Origin of the sequence: Dongia deserti (assembly GCF_003574735.1) — a bacterium.
GTDB lineage: Bacteria > Pseudomonadota > Alphaproteobacteria > Dongiales > Dongiaceae > Dongia_A > Dongia_A deserti.
In genome coordinates, this window is record NZ_QORW01000009.1 from 185,014 (window position 1) to 203,623 (window position 18,610).

Consider the following 18,610-nt stretch of genomic DNA (forward strand, 5'->3'; position numbering starts at 1 on the left):
GCCCTGCCGGACTACTCCCGGCCTTCTGCTGCGGTTCTTCATCTCTTTGACATCGGCGCATAATTCAGCGAGCCTCGGTGTCGGCGGGGGCGCCAGTCCCCGCCCGAGTCCGGGGGATTGCGGAATGAAACAGGGTTTGCTCAGCGCGACCGCCTTGGTTGGCGCCGGTCTGGCTGGCGGTCTGGGCGTCCTGGGGAACGCGTCGCCCGCCGTGGCAGAAAGCCCGATCCAGCTTTCGGTCGGTGGCTTCTTCCGCACCGCCTACATGGTCGTGCTGGATGACGATCGAAGCGACCCCGAGAACAACAATCAGGAGCCCGGCGACGACAGGGGCGAGGACGGCGTCTTCAGCGATGCGGAGATCCATCTGACCGGCCGGACGGTGCTCGATAACGGGCTCGAAGTCGGCGCCCGGGTCGAGCTGGAGGGCGAGACCGACGAGGACCAGATCGACGAGGCCTGGGTCTATTTCGCCGGCGGCTTCGGCGAGATCCGCATCGGCTCTGATGACGAGGCGCTGGAGAATTCCTGCATCCTGCCGCCGGGCGGCACTGCCAATTTCTCGGCCTTCTCGCCCAACCAATGGGGTGCCAACGCGCTCGGCTCCTCCCCTTTCGGCGTGGTCAGCAACAGCGCCTGCACCGGCGTCGATGACAAGGGCGACGCGCAGAAGGTGATCTACTTCTCGCCGGTGTTCTACGGCTTCCAGCTCTCGGCGTCCTACACGCCCAATCCCGATTCCGAGACGCACGACGACGGTGCCGGCCCACACACCGGCATGCCGCCAAAGACCTTCGGTGGTGCCGATCCCGATGCCGACCATGACGCCTCGGTCTATCTCACCTACAGCTACCAGGGACGGAATTGGGGCCTGACCTGGGGCGGCGGCGCGTCGTGGGAATTCGGCACGGACTCGACTGCGTCCACCGATTACGAGGACCAGGACTTCTACCAGACCGCACTCACGCTCGATATCGACCGGTTCTCGATCGGTGGTGTGTTCGAGTACTACCACGACCTCAACAGCAGCCGTTCCATCGGGTTCGACTTCAGCGAGGATCTCAACGCCTGGGTCGCCGGCGGCGGCATCGCCTATGCCTACCGTGCGTGGACCTTCGGCGCGCAATACGCCTATCGCCAGGACACCTATCGACTGCACGTTGTGGGCTTCGACTTCAAACAGGAGCAGGTACAGCAGCGCGCGGTGGCGACCGTCAACTACGCGCTCGGGCCCGGCATCAACCTGGATGGCGAGATTGGCTATACTTGGCGGGACTGGGATCCCGACACGGTGCTCGAGACCGACGACGATTACGATGGCCTGGAATTCGGCATCGGAACCGCTCTCACCTTCTGACGCGCATCTGATATCGTTCGGCATGACCTCCCACTCGCATATCGCCGCCAACCTCGCGGACGTGCAGGCGCGCATCGCGGCGCAGGCGAAGGCCTGGAACCGATCGCCCGATGACGTGCATCTGGTCGCCGTCGGCAAGACCCATTCGGCGGAGGCGATGGAGGCTGCCTTGGCCGCCGGCCATCGCCTGTTCGGTGAGAACCGCGTGCAGGAAGCGGCGGCGAAGTTCCCGGCGCTGCGCGCGCGCTATCCCGATCTGAAGCTGCACCTGATCGGCCCGTTGCAGACCAACAAGATCCGCCAGGCGATCGAGACGTGCGATGCGATCCAGACGGTGGATCGCGACAAGCTGGCGCAAGGCATCGCGGCGGAGCTGGCGAAAAGCGGCAGGCACATCGATCTCTTCATCCAGGTGAACTCCGGCGAGGAGGAACAGAAGGCCGGCATCCATCCGCGCGATGCCGACGATTTCATCCGCCGCTGCCGCGAGGAATACAAGCTGCCGATCGTCGGCCTCATGTGCATCCCGCCGGCGGACGAGCATCCCGCGCCGCACTTCGCGCTGCTTGGAGAGATCGCCAAGCGCCACGGCCTGACGCAGCTCAGCATGGGCATGAGCGGCGACTACGAGCTCGCGATCCAGATGGGCGCCACGCACGTGCGCGTCGGCACGGCGATCTTCGGGGCGCGGGAGACGAAGGCGTAGAGGCGCGCGGCCTCTACCACTCACTCATTATCCCGGCCTTGAGCCGGGATCCATCAATCCACCGCACGTGCGCCTGCGGAATGGACCCCGGCTCGCGCTTCGCTTGGCCGGGGTGACGGAAGAGTGTTGTCACGTTGCTTGAATGCGAACGGCGTCACCGACTCTGACCTGCGCCAGGATCGCGAGCAGATCCTCTCTGCGGAACGCGATGCATCCCGCGGTCGGGCCCCAATCATCGCGCGCGACATGCACGAACACGGCGCTGCCGGCGCCGGGGACGATCGGATCGTCATTGTGGCCGATCACCACGATCAGGTCGTAGAGATGATCGTCGCGCCAGAGTTCTTCGTGGCGCGCGGGATGGGGCAGGTGGACCATCCGGTTGTAGTCCGGTGAGGCGGGATCATCGCACCAGCCGTCCGCAGGCTCGATATGGCGCGCGGGCAGCCGCGTCTCGATATGCGGCACGCGATCGGCGCGATAGAGAAGGCGACGAAAAGGGAAGCGCCCTATTGGCGTGCCGCCATCGCCCTCGCGCTTGTTGGCAATGAGGCCGGAGCGGCCCAGCGCACACGGAAAGGTACGATCGCCAAGCCGCGCAAGCCCGCGCGTCTCGCCCAGCTTCGCTTCGACGATCAGGTCCATGACGCGAGCTTAGCAGAAGAGAAAGCGCAGCCGCTATTTGTTCGAACCGCGGCGGAACAATCTGGTTTCCGTGCGGTGCACGTCATTGGCGGAGGCGGTGTTGATGCTGCCGATCTCGGCCGCGGGTTCCTCGTCCGGACCGAACAAGGCGGCGACGGCGTTGCTCGCCATGCTTTCGCCAGTCACATCGCGGAAGGCAAGGTCCACCACGGTCGAAACGGCCGCCAATGGCCCGAAGGCCACGTCGACCATGCGCGCGGCGCCATAGATCTCATCGCCGGTGATGGCGCGATAGGCGACGTTGACGAGCGGGATGTGCTGCAGCGGGTTGATGATGTCGAGGAAATCGTCCCAGCCGAACTCGCCATCAGGGCCGAGGAACAGCTTGCTCGCCTGCTCGCTCTCCACCACGCGCCACTTCTGGCCGCGCAGCATCTCGCGCTCATCCTTGTCGGGCAGGCGCGGCAGCTCCCACACGCCGTCGGCACCGCGGCGCGATCCCGGGATGGGCCCGGGTGCGCTGCTCGCCTGCGCTGCGGGCGCCGCAGACGGCGGAGCAGGCGGTGTCTCGGGCGTGCCCGTCGCGTCGGCCGTTGACTCAGGTGCGGTTGGCGCCGCTTCGACCAGCGTCGTGTCGTGGAGCGGCGTGGCCGGAGTGCCGGTGCCGTTCTTCGCCCCGGCAGCCAGGAAGGGAAACGCACGTGCCAGCTCAGGGCTAATACCGTTCCCGGGCGTGGCCGCTCTCGGCGCGGGGATGTCGAGGACGGGCTCGCTTCGGGCCGGCTCCTCGACGGCCCCCACATCGACCCCGAGGGCGGCAAGTTGTGCCGGGCTGAGGGTCGGAATGCCGGCAAAGGACGGAGCCCTGGCCGGTGCCTGCGGCGCCACCGCGGCCTCCGTCTGGGCGGCGGCCAGATGGGCCTTGAACAGCTCCTGGTCGATCGCACCTGGGCGCAGCAAGCCGCCCGAAATTCCATTCGTATCATAGCGATACGAGGCGCGCGGCACCGCCGCCTGGGGCGGGGTGGAAGCCTGGGCCGGACCTGCGGCGGAATAGGGATCCGCGCGACCGGACATGAAGTGAATCGGCATTTGCGCCATGGCGTCTTTCCTGACGGGACTTTGCCCTGTCAGCTCGTCTGCATGGGCTATGCCAACGATTGCGAAGGGATCAGGCATCAGGAATCAGGGATCAGATGCGCTCTTCTGATTCCTGATGCCTGATTACTGATTACTGCCGCGGCGGACGGGCTGGCGGTCGGCGACTTGCCGGCTGGCGGTGGTGGTGTAGAGGCCGGCGAGATCGTCGGTCGCGCGCGGGCCGAAGACGGCGGCCACGGCCTGATCCTCGAGCGATGTGCCCGTGGTCGATTGGTAGGCCAACTGGAAGATGGTTCCGGCGCCGGCCAACGGGCCGAAGCCGACATCGATCAGGCTGGCCGCGCCATAGATCTTGTCCCCGGTGATGGCGCGATAGGCGATGCTGATGAGGGGGATATGCTGCAGCGGATTGACCAGGTCGGCGAAATCGTCCCAGCCGAATTCCTGATCGGGGCCGAGAAACAGGATCTGCGATTCGACATTCTCGACGATGCGCCAGCGCTGCCCGTCCAGCATGTCGAGCTCGTCCTTGTCGGGCCGGCGGGGAAATTCCCACACGCCGTCGGCGCCAAGATGCGAGCGCGGCATGATGCCGGGGTCGCCCCAGCTGGCAGACGCGGTCTGCAGCATCAGGATGTCGCCCTCTTCGGTCACGATCTGCGGACCCAGCGCCGCGAGCATCTCAAGCGTCGAGGTGTTGACGGACGGCTCCGCGTTGACCTCCTGGATGTATTTCGCGAAATGGCCCTGATCGACCGTGCCGGGGCGCATCTCGGTGATGGAGAACTTGGGCGAATCCCACGACTGCCCGGCGCGCAGGCGCGCCATCAGATAGGCATCGGCCTGGATCTTCTCGGCGGTCGGATCGTCGGCAGAGGCGGGGATAGCGGAGAGGGCGAGGAGCGCGGCAAGGGTCGCCGCCAAGCTGGCGCGCGTGCGGCGAGCACCGAAAGTGGGTGATCTCATGGCGTGCCCCTCAGCGATTGCACAACCAAGAGATCACGCCGTTGGTTAAGAATCGGATAATTTCTCTAGGATTAGCGCACTGGAATGAAGCCACCGCATGTGGGGGCGGTCGATGGCAAGACCAGGCGGATATCAATCTACGCCGTGGCGATCCGACAGTCGTGATCTGTTTCTGATCTCTGACCTCTGGTCACTGAATCAGAACATGTGCCCGAAGCGGCGTGCCTTGGTGACCAGGTACTGCGTGTTGTGTTCGTTGGAGGGGAAGATGTGGGGCACGCGCTCGACGACGCGGATGCCGCATTGTTCGAGGCCGCTCATCTTTTCGGGATTGTTGGTGAGCAGGCGCACGGCAGTGAAGCCGAGCTGGCGCAGCATTTCCGCGGCGGGCTGATAGACGCGCTCATCGGCGCCAAAGCCCAATTGCAGGTTCGCTTCGAGCGTGTCGGCGCCTTCGTCCTGCAGGTTGTAAGCGCGCAGCTTGTTGATGAGACCGATGCCGCGGCCTTCCTGTGCGAGATAGAGCACGATGCCCGATCCGGCCCCTGGTTTATTCCGGGCGATGGTCTCGATCGCGCCGCGCAGCTGGTCGCCGCAATCGCAGCGCAAGGAACCGAGCAGATCGCCGGTGAAGCATTCCGAGTGCAGGCGGATGAGCACGGGCTGCGCCGGATCGGGGTTGCCGATCACGATCGCCAGATGCTCCTTGCCGCCGTCGGCGGGGCGGAAGGCGATGATCTCGGTATTCTCCGCGCCATGCAGCGGCACGCGCGCGGAGCCGACGCGCTTCAGCGACCCAGCGAGCGCGCGCTGGTGCGCGGCGAGGCCGGTGCAATCCAGCACGAAGGTTTCATCGACCCAATTGGTGAGGGCGTCCGGCGCCAGCGCGATCATGATGGCGGCGGGCAGCAGGCGCGCGGCCTTGGCCAGGTCGATCGCGGCCTCCGCCAGCTTCAGCGGCAGGTCATCAGCCAGGGTGACACCCAGCGCGGGCGTGTCGGGCGTCTCGGTCGTCGGGTCGGCGAGCTGGCGGACGGCTTCGGCGCCGATCGCGGCGGGCAGCTTGCAGATGGCGAGCGCACGGCCGGCGCCGCCCGGCGGCATCAGTCCGAGATCGGCGGCGCGCGAGGCGGTCAGGATGAGACGCGGGCCGCCGTTGGAATCGAGGGGCGCACCGTCCGGGCTGGCCGACTGCAGATTGGCGAAGCTCGCCTCCTCGACCATCTCGGCGGCCAGCGCAATGCCGGCAAAGCCCCGCCCGGTCAGACCGATGGCCCCGCCACGGCGCAGCTCCGCCAGACACCGCTCGACGGTGGCGCGATAGGTGGCGCTGCGGGCCTGGAAATCGCTGTTCATGCCTGGATATGGCTCCCGCAGCGATGACGGGTCAAGGCCCGGGGGCTGCGGCGGACGGCCCCAGAACGGGGGAAGTAGGCTTGTTTCCCGCTGTTCCAAGGTGTTATGTGGGCCGGACGGAACCGGGAGAGCTGAGGGGAGACCCATGCCCGCTGCTGCGGCAAAGAAAATCCTGTTGGTTGACGACGACGATAATCTGCGGCGGACCTTGGCCGAGCAGCTGACCATGGATGGCGAGTTCGAGGCCGAAGAGGCCGCAACCGCGACCGAAGGGCTGCAGAAGGCGAAGGCGGGACGGTTCGACGTGATCCTGCTGGACGTCGGCCTGCCCGACGGCGACGGCCGCGACCTGTGCCTGGAGATGCGCCGAGCCCAGATCGCCGCCCCCATCATCATGCTGACCGCAGTGGAAGGCGAGGCGGATACCATCCGCGGCCTGGATTCCGGCGCCAACGACTACGTCACCAAGCCGTTCCGACTGGGCGAGCTGGTGGCGCGGGTGCGTGCGCATCTGCGCCAGCACGAGCACAGCGAAGACGCCGTGCTGCATATCGGCCCCTATGTGTTCAAGCCGGCGGTGAAGATGCTGGTGGAGGAGGCGGCCAAGAAGAAGATCCGCTTGACCGAGAAAGAGGCCGCCATCCTGAAATATCTCTACCGCGCTGGGCAGAAGTCGGTGAGCCGCGATACGCTGCTGGGCGAGGTGTGGGGCTACAACGCCGGCGTCACCACGCACACGCTGGAGACCCACGTCTACCGCCTGCGCCAGAAGATCGAGAAGGATCCGTCGAAGGCGGCGATCCTGGTGACGGATCAGGGTGGTTATCGGCTGGTGCCGTGATCAGAAGTCAGTAATCAGTTATCAGAAGTCAGATCACTCACGTGCGTGCCGAGCGCGGCGGATAGGCGCTTGGTCACTTCCATCATCCGGTTCGGGGTCGCCGGATCGATGCCGTAGACCGTCATCGAGAAGTTCAGCTCTCGCAGCACGGCGGACACTTTATCGTGCTTCTCCGGCGGGAACATCTGCACCGGATTGCCGAGCGCGATCCATTTGATCGGCACGACCGCGCCCGGCTCCAGCCGCGTCTTCAGGTGCACGATGCCGTCGACTCGAATGACCGATCCCTTGCCCACGTGGGCGCCGTGGAAGATCGAGGCGCCGGTTGCGATAAACACCTGCTCCTCGATCGTGCAGCCGGTGACGTGGGCGTGCGGGCCGATCAGGCAATGATCGCCGATCTGGCACGGGTGGCGCGGCCCGGCGCGCACCACGGCGTTCTCCATCACGATGACGTTGCGGCCGATGCGGATCGTGCCGCCCGCCTCGCCGATGATGCGCGCGCCATGCAGCACGCGGCTGCCCGCCGCGATCTCGACATCGCCGCAGATGGTTGCGTCCGGCGCGACCCAGGCGGCCGGATCGATGCGCGGCGCCTTGCCGGCATGAGAGAGGATCATGGCGTCCTCCTTATGAAGGCGGCCGCTATGCCGCCCGTGGCTTGGGCGCTTTCGCGGTTTCGCGTGCGTCGAACTTCTTGCGTGCGCCGTCGATCGAGGTGCGGTGATCGATCGCCCAGGCGGCGAGTGCCGAGACCGGCTGCAGCAGCGAGCGGCCGAGCGCAGTCAGCTCGTACTCGACGCGCGGCGGAACGCTGGGATAGATCGTGCGCGTCACCAGGCCGTCGCGCTCCAGCGCCCGCAGCGTCAAGGTCAGCATGCGCTGGGAGATGCCGTCGATGGTGCGCCTCAGCTCGTTGAAGCGCATCGGCCCGCGGCCCAGGATCTTGACCACCAGGACGGTCCATTTATCGCCGACGCGCTGCAGGACTTCACTCACCGCCTGGCAATTCTCCGACAGGTAACGCTTGTCCGGTTTCATCGGTGTGCCCTCGTTTCAGGGATGTGCCTTCTTGTGCACGGCACGCTTGGTCACATATGTAGCCCCAGGAACAAAAGAATACCAGTCACATTTGGTTACTGTGAAATAGGAGCGGAAATCATGGCACTTCCCAAGGTCGCGGTCATCAACGGCAGCCTGCGCAAGGAGTCGATCAACAAGAAGCTGGCGCTGGCGATCGCGAAGCTGGCCGCCGGGAGGCTCGATCTCCAGCTGCTCGATATCGCCGACTTACCGCTCTACAACCAGGATCTCGAGGCGAACTTCCCCGCCGCCGCGACGCGCGTGAAGAACGAGATCGCCGCGGCCGATGCAGTCCTGTTCGTGACGCCGGAGCACAGCCGCTCGATTCCCGCGGCGCTCAAGAACGTCATCGACTGGGTGGCGCGGCCCTATGGCAAGAGCAATTGGCTCGGCAAGCCGGGCGCCATCGTCGGCACCTCCGGCGGCCAGATCGGGACGGCCCTCGCGCAGGATCACCTGCGTTCCGTTGCGTTGACCCAAGGCATCGCCGTGCTGGGGCGTCCCGAAATCTATTTCACCTACAAGGACGGCGTGTTCGATGCCGAGCACAACGTGACGGACCCGCAGGCCAAGCAGATCCTGCAGGGCTTCGTCGACACATTCGTCCCGTGGGTGGCACAACTTGCCCCGGCGGGCAAGGAGAAGGCGGCGTAAGCTATCCCACCATCTTAAGTTGCATTGAATTGCGCTCCCTCTGCTATAGTAGAAGCCTCGTTAGCGGAGGGAGCCATGGCGAGCGAACGGGAATGGGTCGAGACAATCCGGAGTGAGCTTGAAAAAGCCATCCGGGATCAACGCTTGGCAATTGAGACGCAACGTCGCCTCAGTTACGCGAGTAACGTGGTCACCTATCGAGGGAGCCTCGAGAGCCCCAATCTCGACGATCCAACTCCGCCGGCCAATCACGGATATCATACAGATCTGCTGATTTCCGAGCGCGTTGTCGCAGGAGAGAGTCCAGAATGGGCGCCCCGTGTAGTCGTTGAGTTCAAATTCTCATCCGTGACAACTCATGATGCTCTCACCTACTCGGCCAAAGCGGCAACCCATAGGTCGCTGCATCCCTACCTCCGATACGGAATCATTGTAGGAAACTACGATGGCCCAGTGCCGAAGCGACTGATACGCCATGGTCAGCAGTTTGATTTCATGATGACGCTCGGGTCAGACCAACTTACGCCTCCCGAGCGCAAGCAAGTCATCGATTTGCTCAGTGGTGAAATTGAAGCCTCTCGCATGCTAAGCAAGTTGGCGGCAGAAAAGTCGAATGTGCGGCTTCTCCACAGAAGACTATGCATCCATAGTGAACATGGCGTTTCGAACTGATTGCGAACTCAGCGCAATATTGAATCGAAAGTCGGCAGTGAAACAAGCGCAGCGCCCGCGATCAGCGCCAGGCAGATGCGGCGGAAGAGGCGCTCACTCGCCAGGCCGAACATGCGCGTGCCGAGATACATGCCGAGCGCATAGAAGGGCGCGGTGATCAGGGCGAGCAGCAGCACATGCACGCCCAGCAGGCCGGTCGCGACATAGCTGATCGCCGCGACGACGGAGGTGCAGAAGAAGAACAGGATGATGTTGGCGCGCACGGTCAAGGCCGCGCCGCTGCCGCCGAGCCAATAGGCGACAATCGGCGGGCCGGCGGTCTGCACGGCGCCGCTCAGGATGCCGGCGGCGAAGCCGACGCTGCCGGTCGTCGCGGGTGTCGGCCGGCCGTGATAGCGCCAGCCGGAGATCAGTAGCGCCAGCATGGCGATGATCAACGCGGCGATCGCCCAGCGCAGCAGGATCGGATCGACGGAACGCAGGATCGCCGCGCCGAGCGGAATGCCGATCAGCGCACCGGCCGCCATGATCGCCACTTCCTGGCGATCGGCCTCCCGCCAGGCACTCTTGAGTAGTGCGAGCTGCGCGACGCCATCGATCACCAGCAGGATCGGCGCCGCGGCCTGCGGCCCGACCGCGGCACTGGCGAGTGGCATAAAGATGAGAGCACCGCCGAACCCCGAGAAGCCCCGCGCCAGCGAGGCGATGAAGGATGCGACGATCAGGAAGAAGAGTGCGCCGACGGACTGGCGCGTGAAAAGCTCACTCATCATGCGCGTGCGCCCCCGTGTCGGGGGAGGGGATTGCACCGCGTGCCTGCCATCAGCTTTGTCTCAGCAACAGCCAGCGCAGTGCGATCGCGAGCGCGGTCGCGCCGAGTGTCACGGCGGTCATGATGGTGAAGGATAGCGGCCAGTCCTCCGGTCCTTTGATGAGAACACCCAGTAGAAGGGGGCCCAGGAAGACGCCGACGTTGCGCGCCGCCATCACGATGCCGAAGGCGCCGGCGCGCGCGGCGCCGCCGACGATGCGATGCGGCACCTGGAAGAGGCAGGTCGGCACGATGCCCGCGCCGATGCCGTAGAAGAGCAGGAGCGCAAGCCCGATCCAGCCCTCCGCGAAGGGCGCTGCCATCCACACGATTGCCTGCGAGAGCAGGCCGAGAGTGAGCGCGCGCAGCAGCGGCAGTCCTCGGCCCAGCGCCCAGCCGGTCAGGATGTTGAAGCCAAGCAACACCACGACGGGCAGCAGATAGGCGCCGACCGACTCACGCAGCGAGAGGCCGTAGCGGATCTCGAGATAGGAGGTGAGCCACGTCATGAAGGCGAAATACTGGCCCGACCACAGCAGGAAGATCGAGCCGCCGAGCCAGAGCAGCTTCTTCTGCCGCGCGGTGAGCGCTTCTTCCGCCGTTGTCTTGCGGGTCAGCGCGCCGGCGCTGCGCCGGCCCAGCAGAGCAAGCCCGAGCGCCAGGACGATGCCGAGCCACCACAGGACCCGCCAATCGGGAAAGGGCGCAGCGACCAACGCGGCGATGATCTGGCCAATGGGGATCCAGCCGGCGAGCAGCCCGGTGACCAGCGGCAGGTCGCGCGGTGCGGCCGCCTGTGCGGCGATCGCCGGGCCGGCAATGGCGCAGAGCGCGAAACCCAGCCCTTCCAATCCGCGTCCGGCCAGAAACAGGACGGAGGAATCCGGCCAGATCAGCGCCAGCGCACCGCCCAGGGCCATCACCAGGCCGGCGAGCGCAAGGCCGCGCCCCAAACGTCCATGACCTGGCCGCCCCGTATCCTGCAGCCAGCGGCCCAAGGGCTGGGAAACCACAACCGCCACAAGGGCATAAATCGACATGAAGCCGGCGGCGACGGCCGGGTCATGAGGGTGGGCGCGCAGCAAATCGGGCAGGACCGGCGGCAGCTTGAACTGCTGGAAGGCGCCGGCGCAGCTGACCCCCACCCCCAGCGCAACGCCCGGCCACCAGGTTCTGTGATGGGATTCACTTGCCCCTACGGTGCCTGTGACCATCCCGACTTTCCCCTTTTCCTCGGCGGCGAAACAATGCCATCATCCCTGACGAAACGCCTAGCTTGGAACCGGCCACCAAGAGTCGGTCTGCGCTCGGACGGACATCATCTCGGCCGAGGGTGCGGCCGCCGACACCGGGGACGCCGGGAGTAGTAAGCAAGGTGACGACGGCAGCCTTTACGGTGTGCTTCTGGGGCGTACGCGGATCGCTTTCCTGCCCCGGACAGGAATATGTCAGATATGGCGGCAATACGTCGTGCCTTGAGGTACGATGCGGGCCGCATCTGCTCATCATGGATGGCGGCACCGGCATGCGGCCCCTGGGCAAGAAGCTGCTCACAAATGGGCCGATCGAAGCCGACATCTTCTTCACCCATACGCATCTCGACCACATCGTCGGCTTGCCGTTCTTCGCGCCGCTCTATCAGCCGGCCTGCAACCTCCATCTGTGGGCGGGGCACCTGAAGCCGCGCACGACTCTCAAGGACGCGCTCTCCGGCATGATGGTGGAGCCGTTGTTCCCGGTGCCGCTCGACGTCTTCGCCTCCCGGCCGGACTATCACGACTTCGCGGCCGGCGACGAATTCGATCCGCAGCCCGGCATCCACGTGCGTACCACGCCGCTCAACCATCCCAACGGCGCCACCGGCTATCGCGTCGAGTTCGGCGGCCGGTCGTTCTGCTACGTCACCGATTGCGAGCACAAGCCGGGCACGCTCGATCCGCTCATTCTCGACCTGGTGCGCGGCACGGACCTCTTCATCTACGACTCGACCTACACCGACGAAGAGTTCTCGAAATATGTCGGCTGGGGCCATTCCACCTGGCAGGAGGGCGTGCGCCTCGCGGACGCGGCGCAGGTGAAGCAGCTGGTGCTGTTCCACCACGACCCCAGCCATGACGACGATTTCATGGACAAGGTGGTGGCCGAAGCCAACAAGCTCCGCCCCGGCACCATCGCCGCGCGCGAGGGGCTGGAACTCGGCATCTAGCGCACAGTGCGATGGCAGATTGCGCGCGCTCTTCCCCCTCCAAGAGTTCCCCTTCCTCCCTTGCGGGGGAAGGATGCGCAGCCTTAGCGAACGACAGTGAGCTTCGGCGGAGCTGGATGGGGGGTAGCGCACCGATAGCTGCGCGCGCTCGCAAGAGCGCCATGCACGCGATAACATCTGAGCCACAGCGCTCGCGCGATGCGCGCCTGTCGGCGCGGCCCCCTCACCCAGCTTCGCCCCCGGGCTCTTTCGACCCGGGGGTCGGCTGCGCCTCGCTAAGCCTTCGCATCCTTCCCCCGCAAGGGGGGAAGGGAATTGCTATGCGGGAACAGGGGGCATCATCATGACTCCCCGCGAGTGGTTCCGGCGCTTGCGCTTCGGGCTCGACACGGTGCTGTCGCTCGATCGGCTGGGATTTTTCATTCCGTACCGCTATGCGCGGTCGGTGACACCGCCAAAGCGCTATCCCGCGATTGAGGCGATGTTCGAGGAAGCGCTGCCGGAGATGGCCTCAGCGCTTGATGCGCTCGAAGCGGTGGCGGAGGACCTGACGCGCATTGCACGTGACGCGAAAGCGCCCGAACCGCGGTGGGACCAGGACTGGTTCTGCGGCCTCGATGCCGCGATGCTCTATGCGCAGATCCGCCAGCATCGTCCTGCCCACGTGGTCGAGATCGGCAGCGGTCATTCCACACGCTTCGCCGCGCGCGCGATCGCGGATGGCGGACTTGCAACGCGCTTGATCGCGATCGATCCCAAGCCGCGCGCGAACTTGGCTGCGCTGAAGGTGGAATGGCACCGCGCGACGCTGCAAGAGGCGCTGGAGAACTCAGGCGGGGACCTCCTTGCCGCGCTGCATCCGGGCGATCTGCTGTTCGTGGATTCCAGCCACATCCTGATGCCGGGCACCGACGTGGAGCTGATCCTGGCCGAGCTGCTGCCGCGCCTGCCGGAAGGCGCGCTGGTGCACATCCACGACATCTTCCTGCCCGAAGCCTATCCGGAGAGCTGGGCTTGGCGCGGTTATAACGAGCAGGCGGCAGTGGCGGCCCTGCTGGCCGGCGGCCGCTGGGACATCCTGTTCGCCAGCCGCTTTGCCCGAGCGCGCTTCGATAAGCGCCTGCGCGAGGGACCGCTCGGCGCCCATGTCGATGCCGCAGGCCCGGCCACCAGCCTGTGGCTCGCGAAACGATAACCAAAAAACATCGCGGACACGCGTACACTCGCCCGTGACTGGCGTGGTGGAACAGTTGGCCTAGACTTGGGCCATCCTCGCGCACAACGCGCGACCCTACTGCACCCGTCACCCCGGCCAAGTGTGAGCCGCGAGCCGGGGTCCATTGGGCAGACGCTCGTGCGGCCGACAAATGGATCCCGGCTCAAGGCGGGGATGACAGGAAGAGAGCGGGCGGCAGAGGAGCGAATATACTTTGGAGCTCAAGCGCATACAGCTGGTCGCTGATGACGATGCCAACGCCGACCTGCCGCCGGCGGTGCGGGCGCGCATCATCACGTTGCAGGACTCGAGCGAACGGCTGATCGGCTGGATCCAGCTCGCCATCATCATCATGTTCGGCGTGCTCTATGGCTTGAGCCGCCAGACCGCGCCGATGACCACGGCGATCTGGCTCATTACGCCGGCGGCGATCGGGCTCTATTTCATCGCGACGGTGATCCGCCTTGTGCTGTCCTATCGCATCCGCATGGGCTTCTGGCTGTTGGCGGGATCGATCCTGATCGACATGGCGCTGCTCTACAGCCTCATCTGGAGCTTCCATCTGCAATACATGCAGCCGGCGTCCTTCTATCTGAAGGCGCCGACCCAGCAATACGTCTACATCTTCATCGCGTTGCGCGCGCTGCGCTTCGAGGTGCGCTATGTCGTGCTCGCGGGCGCGGCGGCAGCGCTCGGCTGGCTCACCATGGTGGGCTATGTCGTGTTCGCCGATCCCCATGACGCGATGATCACCCGCAACTACGTGCAATATCTGACCTCGAATTCCGTGCTGCTGGGCGCGGAGTTCGACAAGATCATCACCATCGCCGCGGTCACCACCATCCTTGCCTTCGCGATCCACGGCGCCCGGCGCATGATGACCCAGGCGGTGACCGGCGCCCAGGCGCAGGAGAACCTGTCGCGCTTCTTCGCGCCGGAGATCGCGCGTCAAATCAGCCGCTCGGGCGATGCGATCCGTGCCGGTGACGGCGAGGCGCGCGACGCCGCCATCCTCAACCTCGATGTGCGCGGCTTCACGAAGCTTGCGTCGATGGCAAGCCCGCAGGAGGTGATGAGCGTGCTCGCCGACTATCAACGCCGCATGGTGCCGATCATCCAGCGCCATGGCGGCGCCATCGACAAGTTCCTCGGCGACGGCATCATGGCGACCTTCGGCGCCACGCGGCCCGTGGAAGACTACGCGGCGCGGGCCATGCGGGCGCTGGAGGAATGCATGGCGGCGGCGGCCGAATGGAGCGCCGAGCAAGCGGCGGCGGGCCGCCCGCCGCTCATCATCAACGGCGCGCTCGCATCAGGGCGTATCGTCGCCGGCGCCGTCGGCGATGCGACGCGGCTGGAATACACGGTCATCGGCGACGCAGTGAACTTGTCCGCCAAGCTCGAGAAGCACAACAAGACGGAAGGCTGCCGTGCGCTCGCGTTGAAGGAGACGCATGACGCAGCGTTGGCGCAGGGGTACAAACCGCAGGGTCTGTATCGCGTGCTGAGCGGAGCGATGGTGGGCGGCGTTGCCGTGCCGCTCGATCTGGTGGCCATCGCATAAAGGCGCGATCCGAGGATTGGAGTCCTTAGCACTCTGGAAAGGTTGACAAGCGGCGCCGTCGCGGCGAGGCTTCTCGCGCACTTTCGAAATTCGCAGGAAGCATCACCGCCGCAGCTCAACATGACCCAGAGCGGCGTGGTCCACTGAGCGCGAGGGCCGAAACCGCGCTCGAGCAGATGCTGCGGCGGGACCGGCGCGTCATCGCCGCCGCCCTGGCTCTGCTCGCGGCCCTGGCCTGGAGCTACACGCTCTGGCTGGCGGATCTCATGCGCATGCCGGGCATGGGAACGCCCGACCTGCGCATGGACGCCAATCCCTTCGCGCCGGCGATGATGCCGCAGATCCAGCCCTGGAGCCCTACGGAGTTCGCGCTCCTCTTTGCGATGTGGGCCATCATGATGGTCGGCATGATGACGCCAGCGGCTGCGCCGATGGTTCTGCTCCATGCGCGCGTCGGACGGCAGGCGGCGGCAAGCGGCCATGTCATGACCGGCAGCGGCTGGTTCTTCGGCGGTTATCTCCTCGCCTGGACTCTCTTCTCCCTCGCCGCAACCATCGGCCAATGGGCGCTGGAGCGTGCGGCGTTGCTGACCGGATCGATGGCGCTCGCGAGCACGCCGCTGGCTGCGGCGATCCTGTTCGCGGCCGGATGCTATCAGTTCACGCCACTCAAAGAGGCGTGCCTCTCGCATTGCCAATCGCCACTTGCTTTCATCCAGCGCCATGGCGGTTTCCGCAGGACGGCGGGCGGTGCCTTGTCTCTCGGGCTGCGCCACGGCACCTATTGCGTCGGCTGCTGCTGGGCGCTGATGCTGCTGCTGTTCGCGCTCGGGATCATGAATGTGATGTGGCTCGCTGCGATCGCCGCCTTCGTGCTGCTGGAACGGCTGCTGCCACGGACGCGGCTGCCGTCCCACGCCGCGGGCGCCGCGCTCATCATGGGCGCAGGGTGGTTGGTATTGGGGTAATCCGCGCCGTTCAATCAGCGTGCACGTAGAAAGCCTTGTTGACGATCACCCAACGGCCTTCAGTTTTGACCATCGTCAGATAGTCGGTGAACCGGACACCCAGATAGTCGTCGGTCAACTTGACCACGGCGGTGTCACCGGTGACGTCAATGGAGAGCATCTCGGCGAAGTAGGGCGTGCCAGGCGGGATCGACCCTTCCTTTTTGCAAGCCTCAATGAAGGCATCGAGCGGGTCGTATTCGAGCCGGTCCCTGAAGTGGCCAACAATGAGGCATTTCGGATGAAAGGCACGTCGGAGCTTCGCCTCGTCCGCATACATCATGCCGTCGAGATAGTCGCACGCAACCGCATGCACCGCCGCAAAATCACTCGCACGCTTGTCGGATGTCGTCTTCACGACTCTACTCCCTTGCGTTTGCCCTATCGAAAGTGGCTCTGAAGCACCTTCGCTTTCTCGATTCGTGATGGTCCGGGAGCGCGCGGGTAATGCACCGCTCTACCCACCACCTCCACTGTCACCCGGCTTGACCCGGGGTCCATTGCGCCGCTCGCGCCAAGCCCAACGATGGGCCCCGGATCGCGCCACTTCGTGGCTTGTCCGGGGTGACAGAAAGAGGCGCATCGTTGGCACGACCATGATGATGCGGCGGGCTTGCCGACTACACTCCATGCGCCGCTTCCGCGTCCGCGTCGGATTGGCGGCTGGCCTCCAGCTTCTGCGCGGGCATGGTCATGGTGATCTTGGTGCCCTTGCCGACGGCGCTTTCGATCTGGAACTGGCCGCCGTGCAGCTCCACCAGCGACTTCACGATCGGCAGGCCTAGTCCGGTGCCTTCCTGGCTGCGGGTGAAGGGGTTGTCGACCTGGCCGAAGGCGCTCAAGGCGTTGTCGAGCTGCTCGGGCGGAATGCCGATGCCGGTGTCGGTGACCGAAAGCGCGACCCAGCCGGCGCCGGCGGGCTTCGCGGTCATCGTGACCGCGCCGCCCTGCGGCGTGAACTTGATCGCGTTGGAGAGCAGGTTGATCAGGATCTGCTTCACCGCGCGCTTGTCGGCGACGAGCTGCGGGGTCGCGGGGTCGATCGCGCGGGTAAGCTTAAGGCCGGCATTCTCCGCGCGCTCGCGCACCAGGCGGGCGCAATCCTCGAACGTCTCGTCGAGATCGACGGCCTCGATGTGCAATTGATAGCGCCCCGCCTCGATCTTCGAGAGGTCGAGGATGTCGTTGATGATACTGAGCAGATGGTTGCCGCTGGCATGGATGTCATCGGCATAGGTGGCGTATTGCTTGTGCCCCATCGGCCCGAACATCTGCATCTTCATGATCTCGGAAAAGCCGATGATGGCGTTCAAGGGCGTGCGCAGCTCGTGGCTCACATTGGCAAGGAAGTCGGACTTGGCGCGGTTGGCGATCTCCGCCTGGTGCTTGGCCTCGCGCAGATTCTCCTCGGCGCGGATGCGCGGCGAAGCATCGGTGATGAAAGCGACGAAGTGCGCGACGTGGCCGCCATCCTCCAGGATCGGATTGACATGCATGTCGTTCCAGAACGGCTTGCCGTCCTTGCGCTGGCTGCGCAGCAGCAGGTTGGCGGCGCGGCGCTGGATCAGGGCGCGCTCCAGCCGCTCCAGCTGGTCCTGTGGCGTCCCGCGGGCTTGCAGGAAGCGCAAGGGCTGTCCGATCACCTCCTGCCGCTCATAGCCGGTGATGCGCCCGAAAGCAGGATTGACATAGAGGATGGTTGCCTCCGGCGTGGTCGCATCGCACAACGCAACGCCGATGGTGATGGATTGCAGCGCGGAGGCGAGTACCGCATTGCGCGCGATGATCGCGCGCGTGTCGGCGGCCGATTCGGGTGCCGGAATGATCGGCGCGGCGCTGAGAATGGCGGGATCAACCAGCAGGCGATAGGACGCGCCTGCTGCATCGTGCAGTGCCACGCACGCCAAGCGATGCGGCGCGCGGTTGCCGTTGGCCGGCCAGATCAGTTCGTGCGCCGGCAGGGTCGCGATGGCTGTGATGGGTGTAATGGTGCCGCCGCTGCGCTGGCTCCAGGCATCGAACAGGGCCTGCGCCGCGACGCCGGGCTTCAGCACATCATCGAGCGCGATATTGCGTGCGCCAAGCTCGTCGCGAAAGGCATGGCTGGCGCCGATCAGGCGATCCTCCCGATCGAAGCCGGCGATGGCGAGCGGCAGCTTGGCCCAGGGATCGAATGGGGAAAGGGGTGCTTGCGGGGGCTGTCGCTCCGGCCGCATAAACGCGGCACCGCCGCGCCAGAGATGCCAGGCGCCGACCGCAGCCAGTGGGGCAAGCACCGCGATCACGACGATCGCGAAGGACCCGAATTCCATGCATCAGCCCAATACAGCCAAAGCGCGGTTGCCGGCTTTTCCCAATCCGCCCTCGCCGGTTGCCGCGACGCATTGTTCACGATTCGCGGGGAAAAGTCATGCCGGCAGCATGG

Annotated in this window: 19 protein-coding genes; 9 read left to right on the top strand and 10 right to left on the bottom strand. The window is 65.4% G+C overall.

Annotated features, from left to right (window positions below):
- Positions 1-124 precede the first annotated feature (124 nt).
- Both DTX69_RS15925 and DTX69_RS15930 read left to right on the top strand, forming a co-directional pair.
- Entirely contained in the window at positions 125-1,357 is a 1,233-nt protein-coding gene (locus DTX69_RS15925) for a porin (RefSeq protein ID WP_119302536.1), read from the top strand.
- Positions 1,358-1,379: 22 nt separating this feature from the next.
- A complete protein-coding gene (locus DTX69_RS15930) occupies positions 1,380-2,063 on the top strand; it encodes a YggS family pyridoxal phosphate-dependent enzyme (RefSeq protein WP_119302644.1) in 684 nt (227 codons plus the stop codon).
- A 129-nt stretch (positions 2,064-2,192) separates the two neighbouring features.
- Here DTX69_RS15930 and DTX69_RS15935 read toward each other — a convergent pair whose 3' ends face one another.
- From DTX69_RS15935 to ribA, 4 genes are all read right to left on the bottom strand, one after another.
- A complete protein-coding gene (locus DTX69_RS15935) occupies positions 2,193-2,708 on the bottom strand; it encodes a L,D-transpeptidase family protein (protein ID WP_119302537.1) in 516 nt (171 codons plus the stop codon).
- A 33-nt stretch (positions 2,709-2,741) separates the two neighbouring features.
- Entirely contained in the window at positions 2,742-3,809 is a 1,068-nt protein-coding gene (locus tag DTX69_RS15940) for a hypothetical protein (protein ID WP_162917257.1), read from the bottom strand.
- Positions 3,810-3,932: 123 nt separating this feature from the next.
- Entirely contained in the window at positions 3,933-4,775 is an 843-nt protein-coding gene (locus DTX69_RS15945; protein ID WP_162917258.1) for a hypothetical protein, read from the bottom strand.
- Between the two features lie 198 nt (positions 4,776-4,973).
- The gene (gene ribA, locus DTX69_RS15950; protein WP_119302540.1) at positions 4,974-6,131 is read right to left on the bottom strand and encodes a GTP cyclohydrolase II; all 1,158 of its coding nucleotides are present in this window, start codon (positions 6,129-6,131) and stop codon (positions 4,974-4,976) included.
- 145 nt (positions 6,132-6,276) lie between these two features.
- Between ribA and DTX69_RS15955 the strand changes: the two genes are divergently transcribed.
- Positions 6,277-6,972 carry a response regulator transcription factor gene (locus tag DTX69_RS15955; protein ID WP_119302541.1) on the top strand — a complete coding sequence of 232 codons (696 nt, stop codon included), beginning with the start codon at positions 6,277-6,279 and terminating at the stop codon, positions 6,970-6,972.
- A 14-nt stretch (positions 6,973-6,986) separates the two neighbouring features.
- Here the strand turns inward: DTX69_RS15955 and DTX69_RS15960 are convergent, their stop codons facing one another.
- Positions 6,987-7,592, bottom strand: coding sequence for a gamma carbonic anhydrase family protein (locus tag DTX69_RS15960; RefSeq protein WP_119302542.1), 606 nt, complete (start codon positions 7,590-7,592; stop codon positions 6,987-6,989).
- Between the two features lie 25 nt (positions 7,593-7,617).
- The gene (locus DTX69_RS15965) at positions 7,618-8,013 is read right to left on the bottom strand and encodes a winged helix-turn-helix transcriptional regulator (protein ID WP_119302543.1); all 396 of its coding nucleotides are present in this window, start codon (positions 8,011-8,013) and stop codon (positions 7,618-7,620) included.
- A gap of 120 nt (positions 8,014-8,133) precedes the next feature.
- On the opposite strand from DTX69_RS15965, the gene DTX69_RS15970 reads away from it, so the two are divergent.
- Together DTX69_RS15970 and DTX69_RS30205 are read left to right on the top strand one after the other, a co-directional pair.
- Positions 8,134-8,709: an NADPH-dependent FMN reductase gene (locus tag DTX69_RS15970; RefSeq protein WP_119302544.1), complete on the top strand. Its 576-nt coding sequence runs from the start codon at positions 8,134-8,136 to the stop codon at positions 8,707-8,709.
- Positions 8,710-8,784: 75 nt separating this feature from the next.
- Entirely contained in the window at positions 8,785-9,381 is a 597-nt protein-coding gene (locus DTX69_RS30205; protein ID WP_162917259.1) for a hypothetical protein, read from the top strand.
- An 8-nt stretch (positions 9,382-9,389) separates the two neighbouring features.
- Here the strand turns inward: DTX69_RS30205 and DTX69_RS15980 are convergent, their stop codons facing one another.
- Together DTX69_RS15980 and DTX69_RS15985 are read right to left on the bottom strand one after the other, a co-directional pair.
- Positions 9,390-10,154: a sulfite exporter TauE/SafE family protein gene (locus DTX69_RS15980; protein WP_119302546.1), complete on the bottom strand. Its 765-nt coding sequence runs from the start codon at positions 10,152-10,154 to the stop codon at positions 9,390-9,392.
- Positions 10,155-10,203: 49 nt separating this feature from the next.
- A complete protein-coding gene (locus DTX69_RS15985) occupies positions 10,204-11,406 on the bottom strand; it encodes an MFS transporter (protein WP_119302547.1) in 1,203 nt (400 codons plus the stop codon).
- Between the two features lie 161 nt (positions 11,407-11,567).
- Between DTX69_RS15985 and DTX69_RS15990 the strand changes: the two genes are divergently transcribed.
- The 4 genes from DTX69_RS15990 (at position 11,568) to DTX69_RS16005 (ending at position 16,146) form a co-directional block, all read left to right on the top strand.
- Entirely contained in the window at positions 11,568-12,398 is an 831-nt protein-coding gene (locus DTX69_RS15990; protein ID WP_284735813.1) for an MBL fold metallo-hydrolase, read from the top strand.
- 343 nt (positions 12,399-12,741) lie between these two features.
- Positions 12,742-13,593: a class I SAM-dependent methyltransferase gene (locus DTX69_RS15995; RefSeq protein WP_119302549.1), complete on the top strand. Its 852-nt coding sequence runs from the start codon at positions 12,742-12,744 to the stop codon at positions 13,591-13,593.
- A gap of 235 nt (positions 13,594-13,828) precedes the next feature.
- Positions 13,829-15,178: an adenylate/guanylate cyclase domain-containing protein gene (locus DTX69_RS16000; protein WP_119302550.1), complete on the top strand. Its 1,350-nt coding sequence runs from the start codon at positions 13,829-13,831 to the stop codon at positions 15,176-15,178.
- A gap of 176 nt (positions 15,179-15,354) precedes the next feature.
- A complete protein-coding gene (locus tag DTX69_RS16005; protein ID WP_119302551.1) occupies positions 15,355-16,146 on the top strand; it encodes a DUF2182 domain-containing protein in 792 nt (263 codons plus the stop codon).
- Between the two features lie 10 nt (positions 16,147-16,156).
- Here DTX69_RS16005 and DTX69_RS16010 read toward each other — a convergent pair whose 3' ends face one another.
- Entirely contained in the window at positions 16,157-16,543 is a 387-nt protein-coding gene (locus DTX69_RS16010; RefSeq protein ID WP_119302552.1) for a nuclear transport factor 2 family protein, read from the bottom strand.
- Positions 16,544-16,805: 262 nt separating this feature from the next.
- Positions 16,806-18,497 carry a sensor histidine kinase gene (locus tag DTX69_RS16015; protein WP_119302553.1) on the bottom strand — a complete coding sequence of 564 codons (1,692 nt, stop codon included), beginning with the start codon at positions 18,495-18,497 and terminating at the stop codon, positions 16,806-16,808.
- Positions 18,498-18,610: the final 113 nt, after the last annotated feature.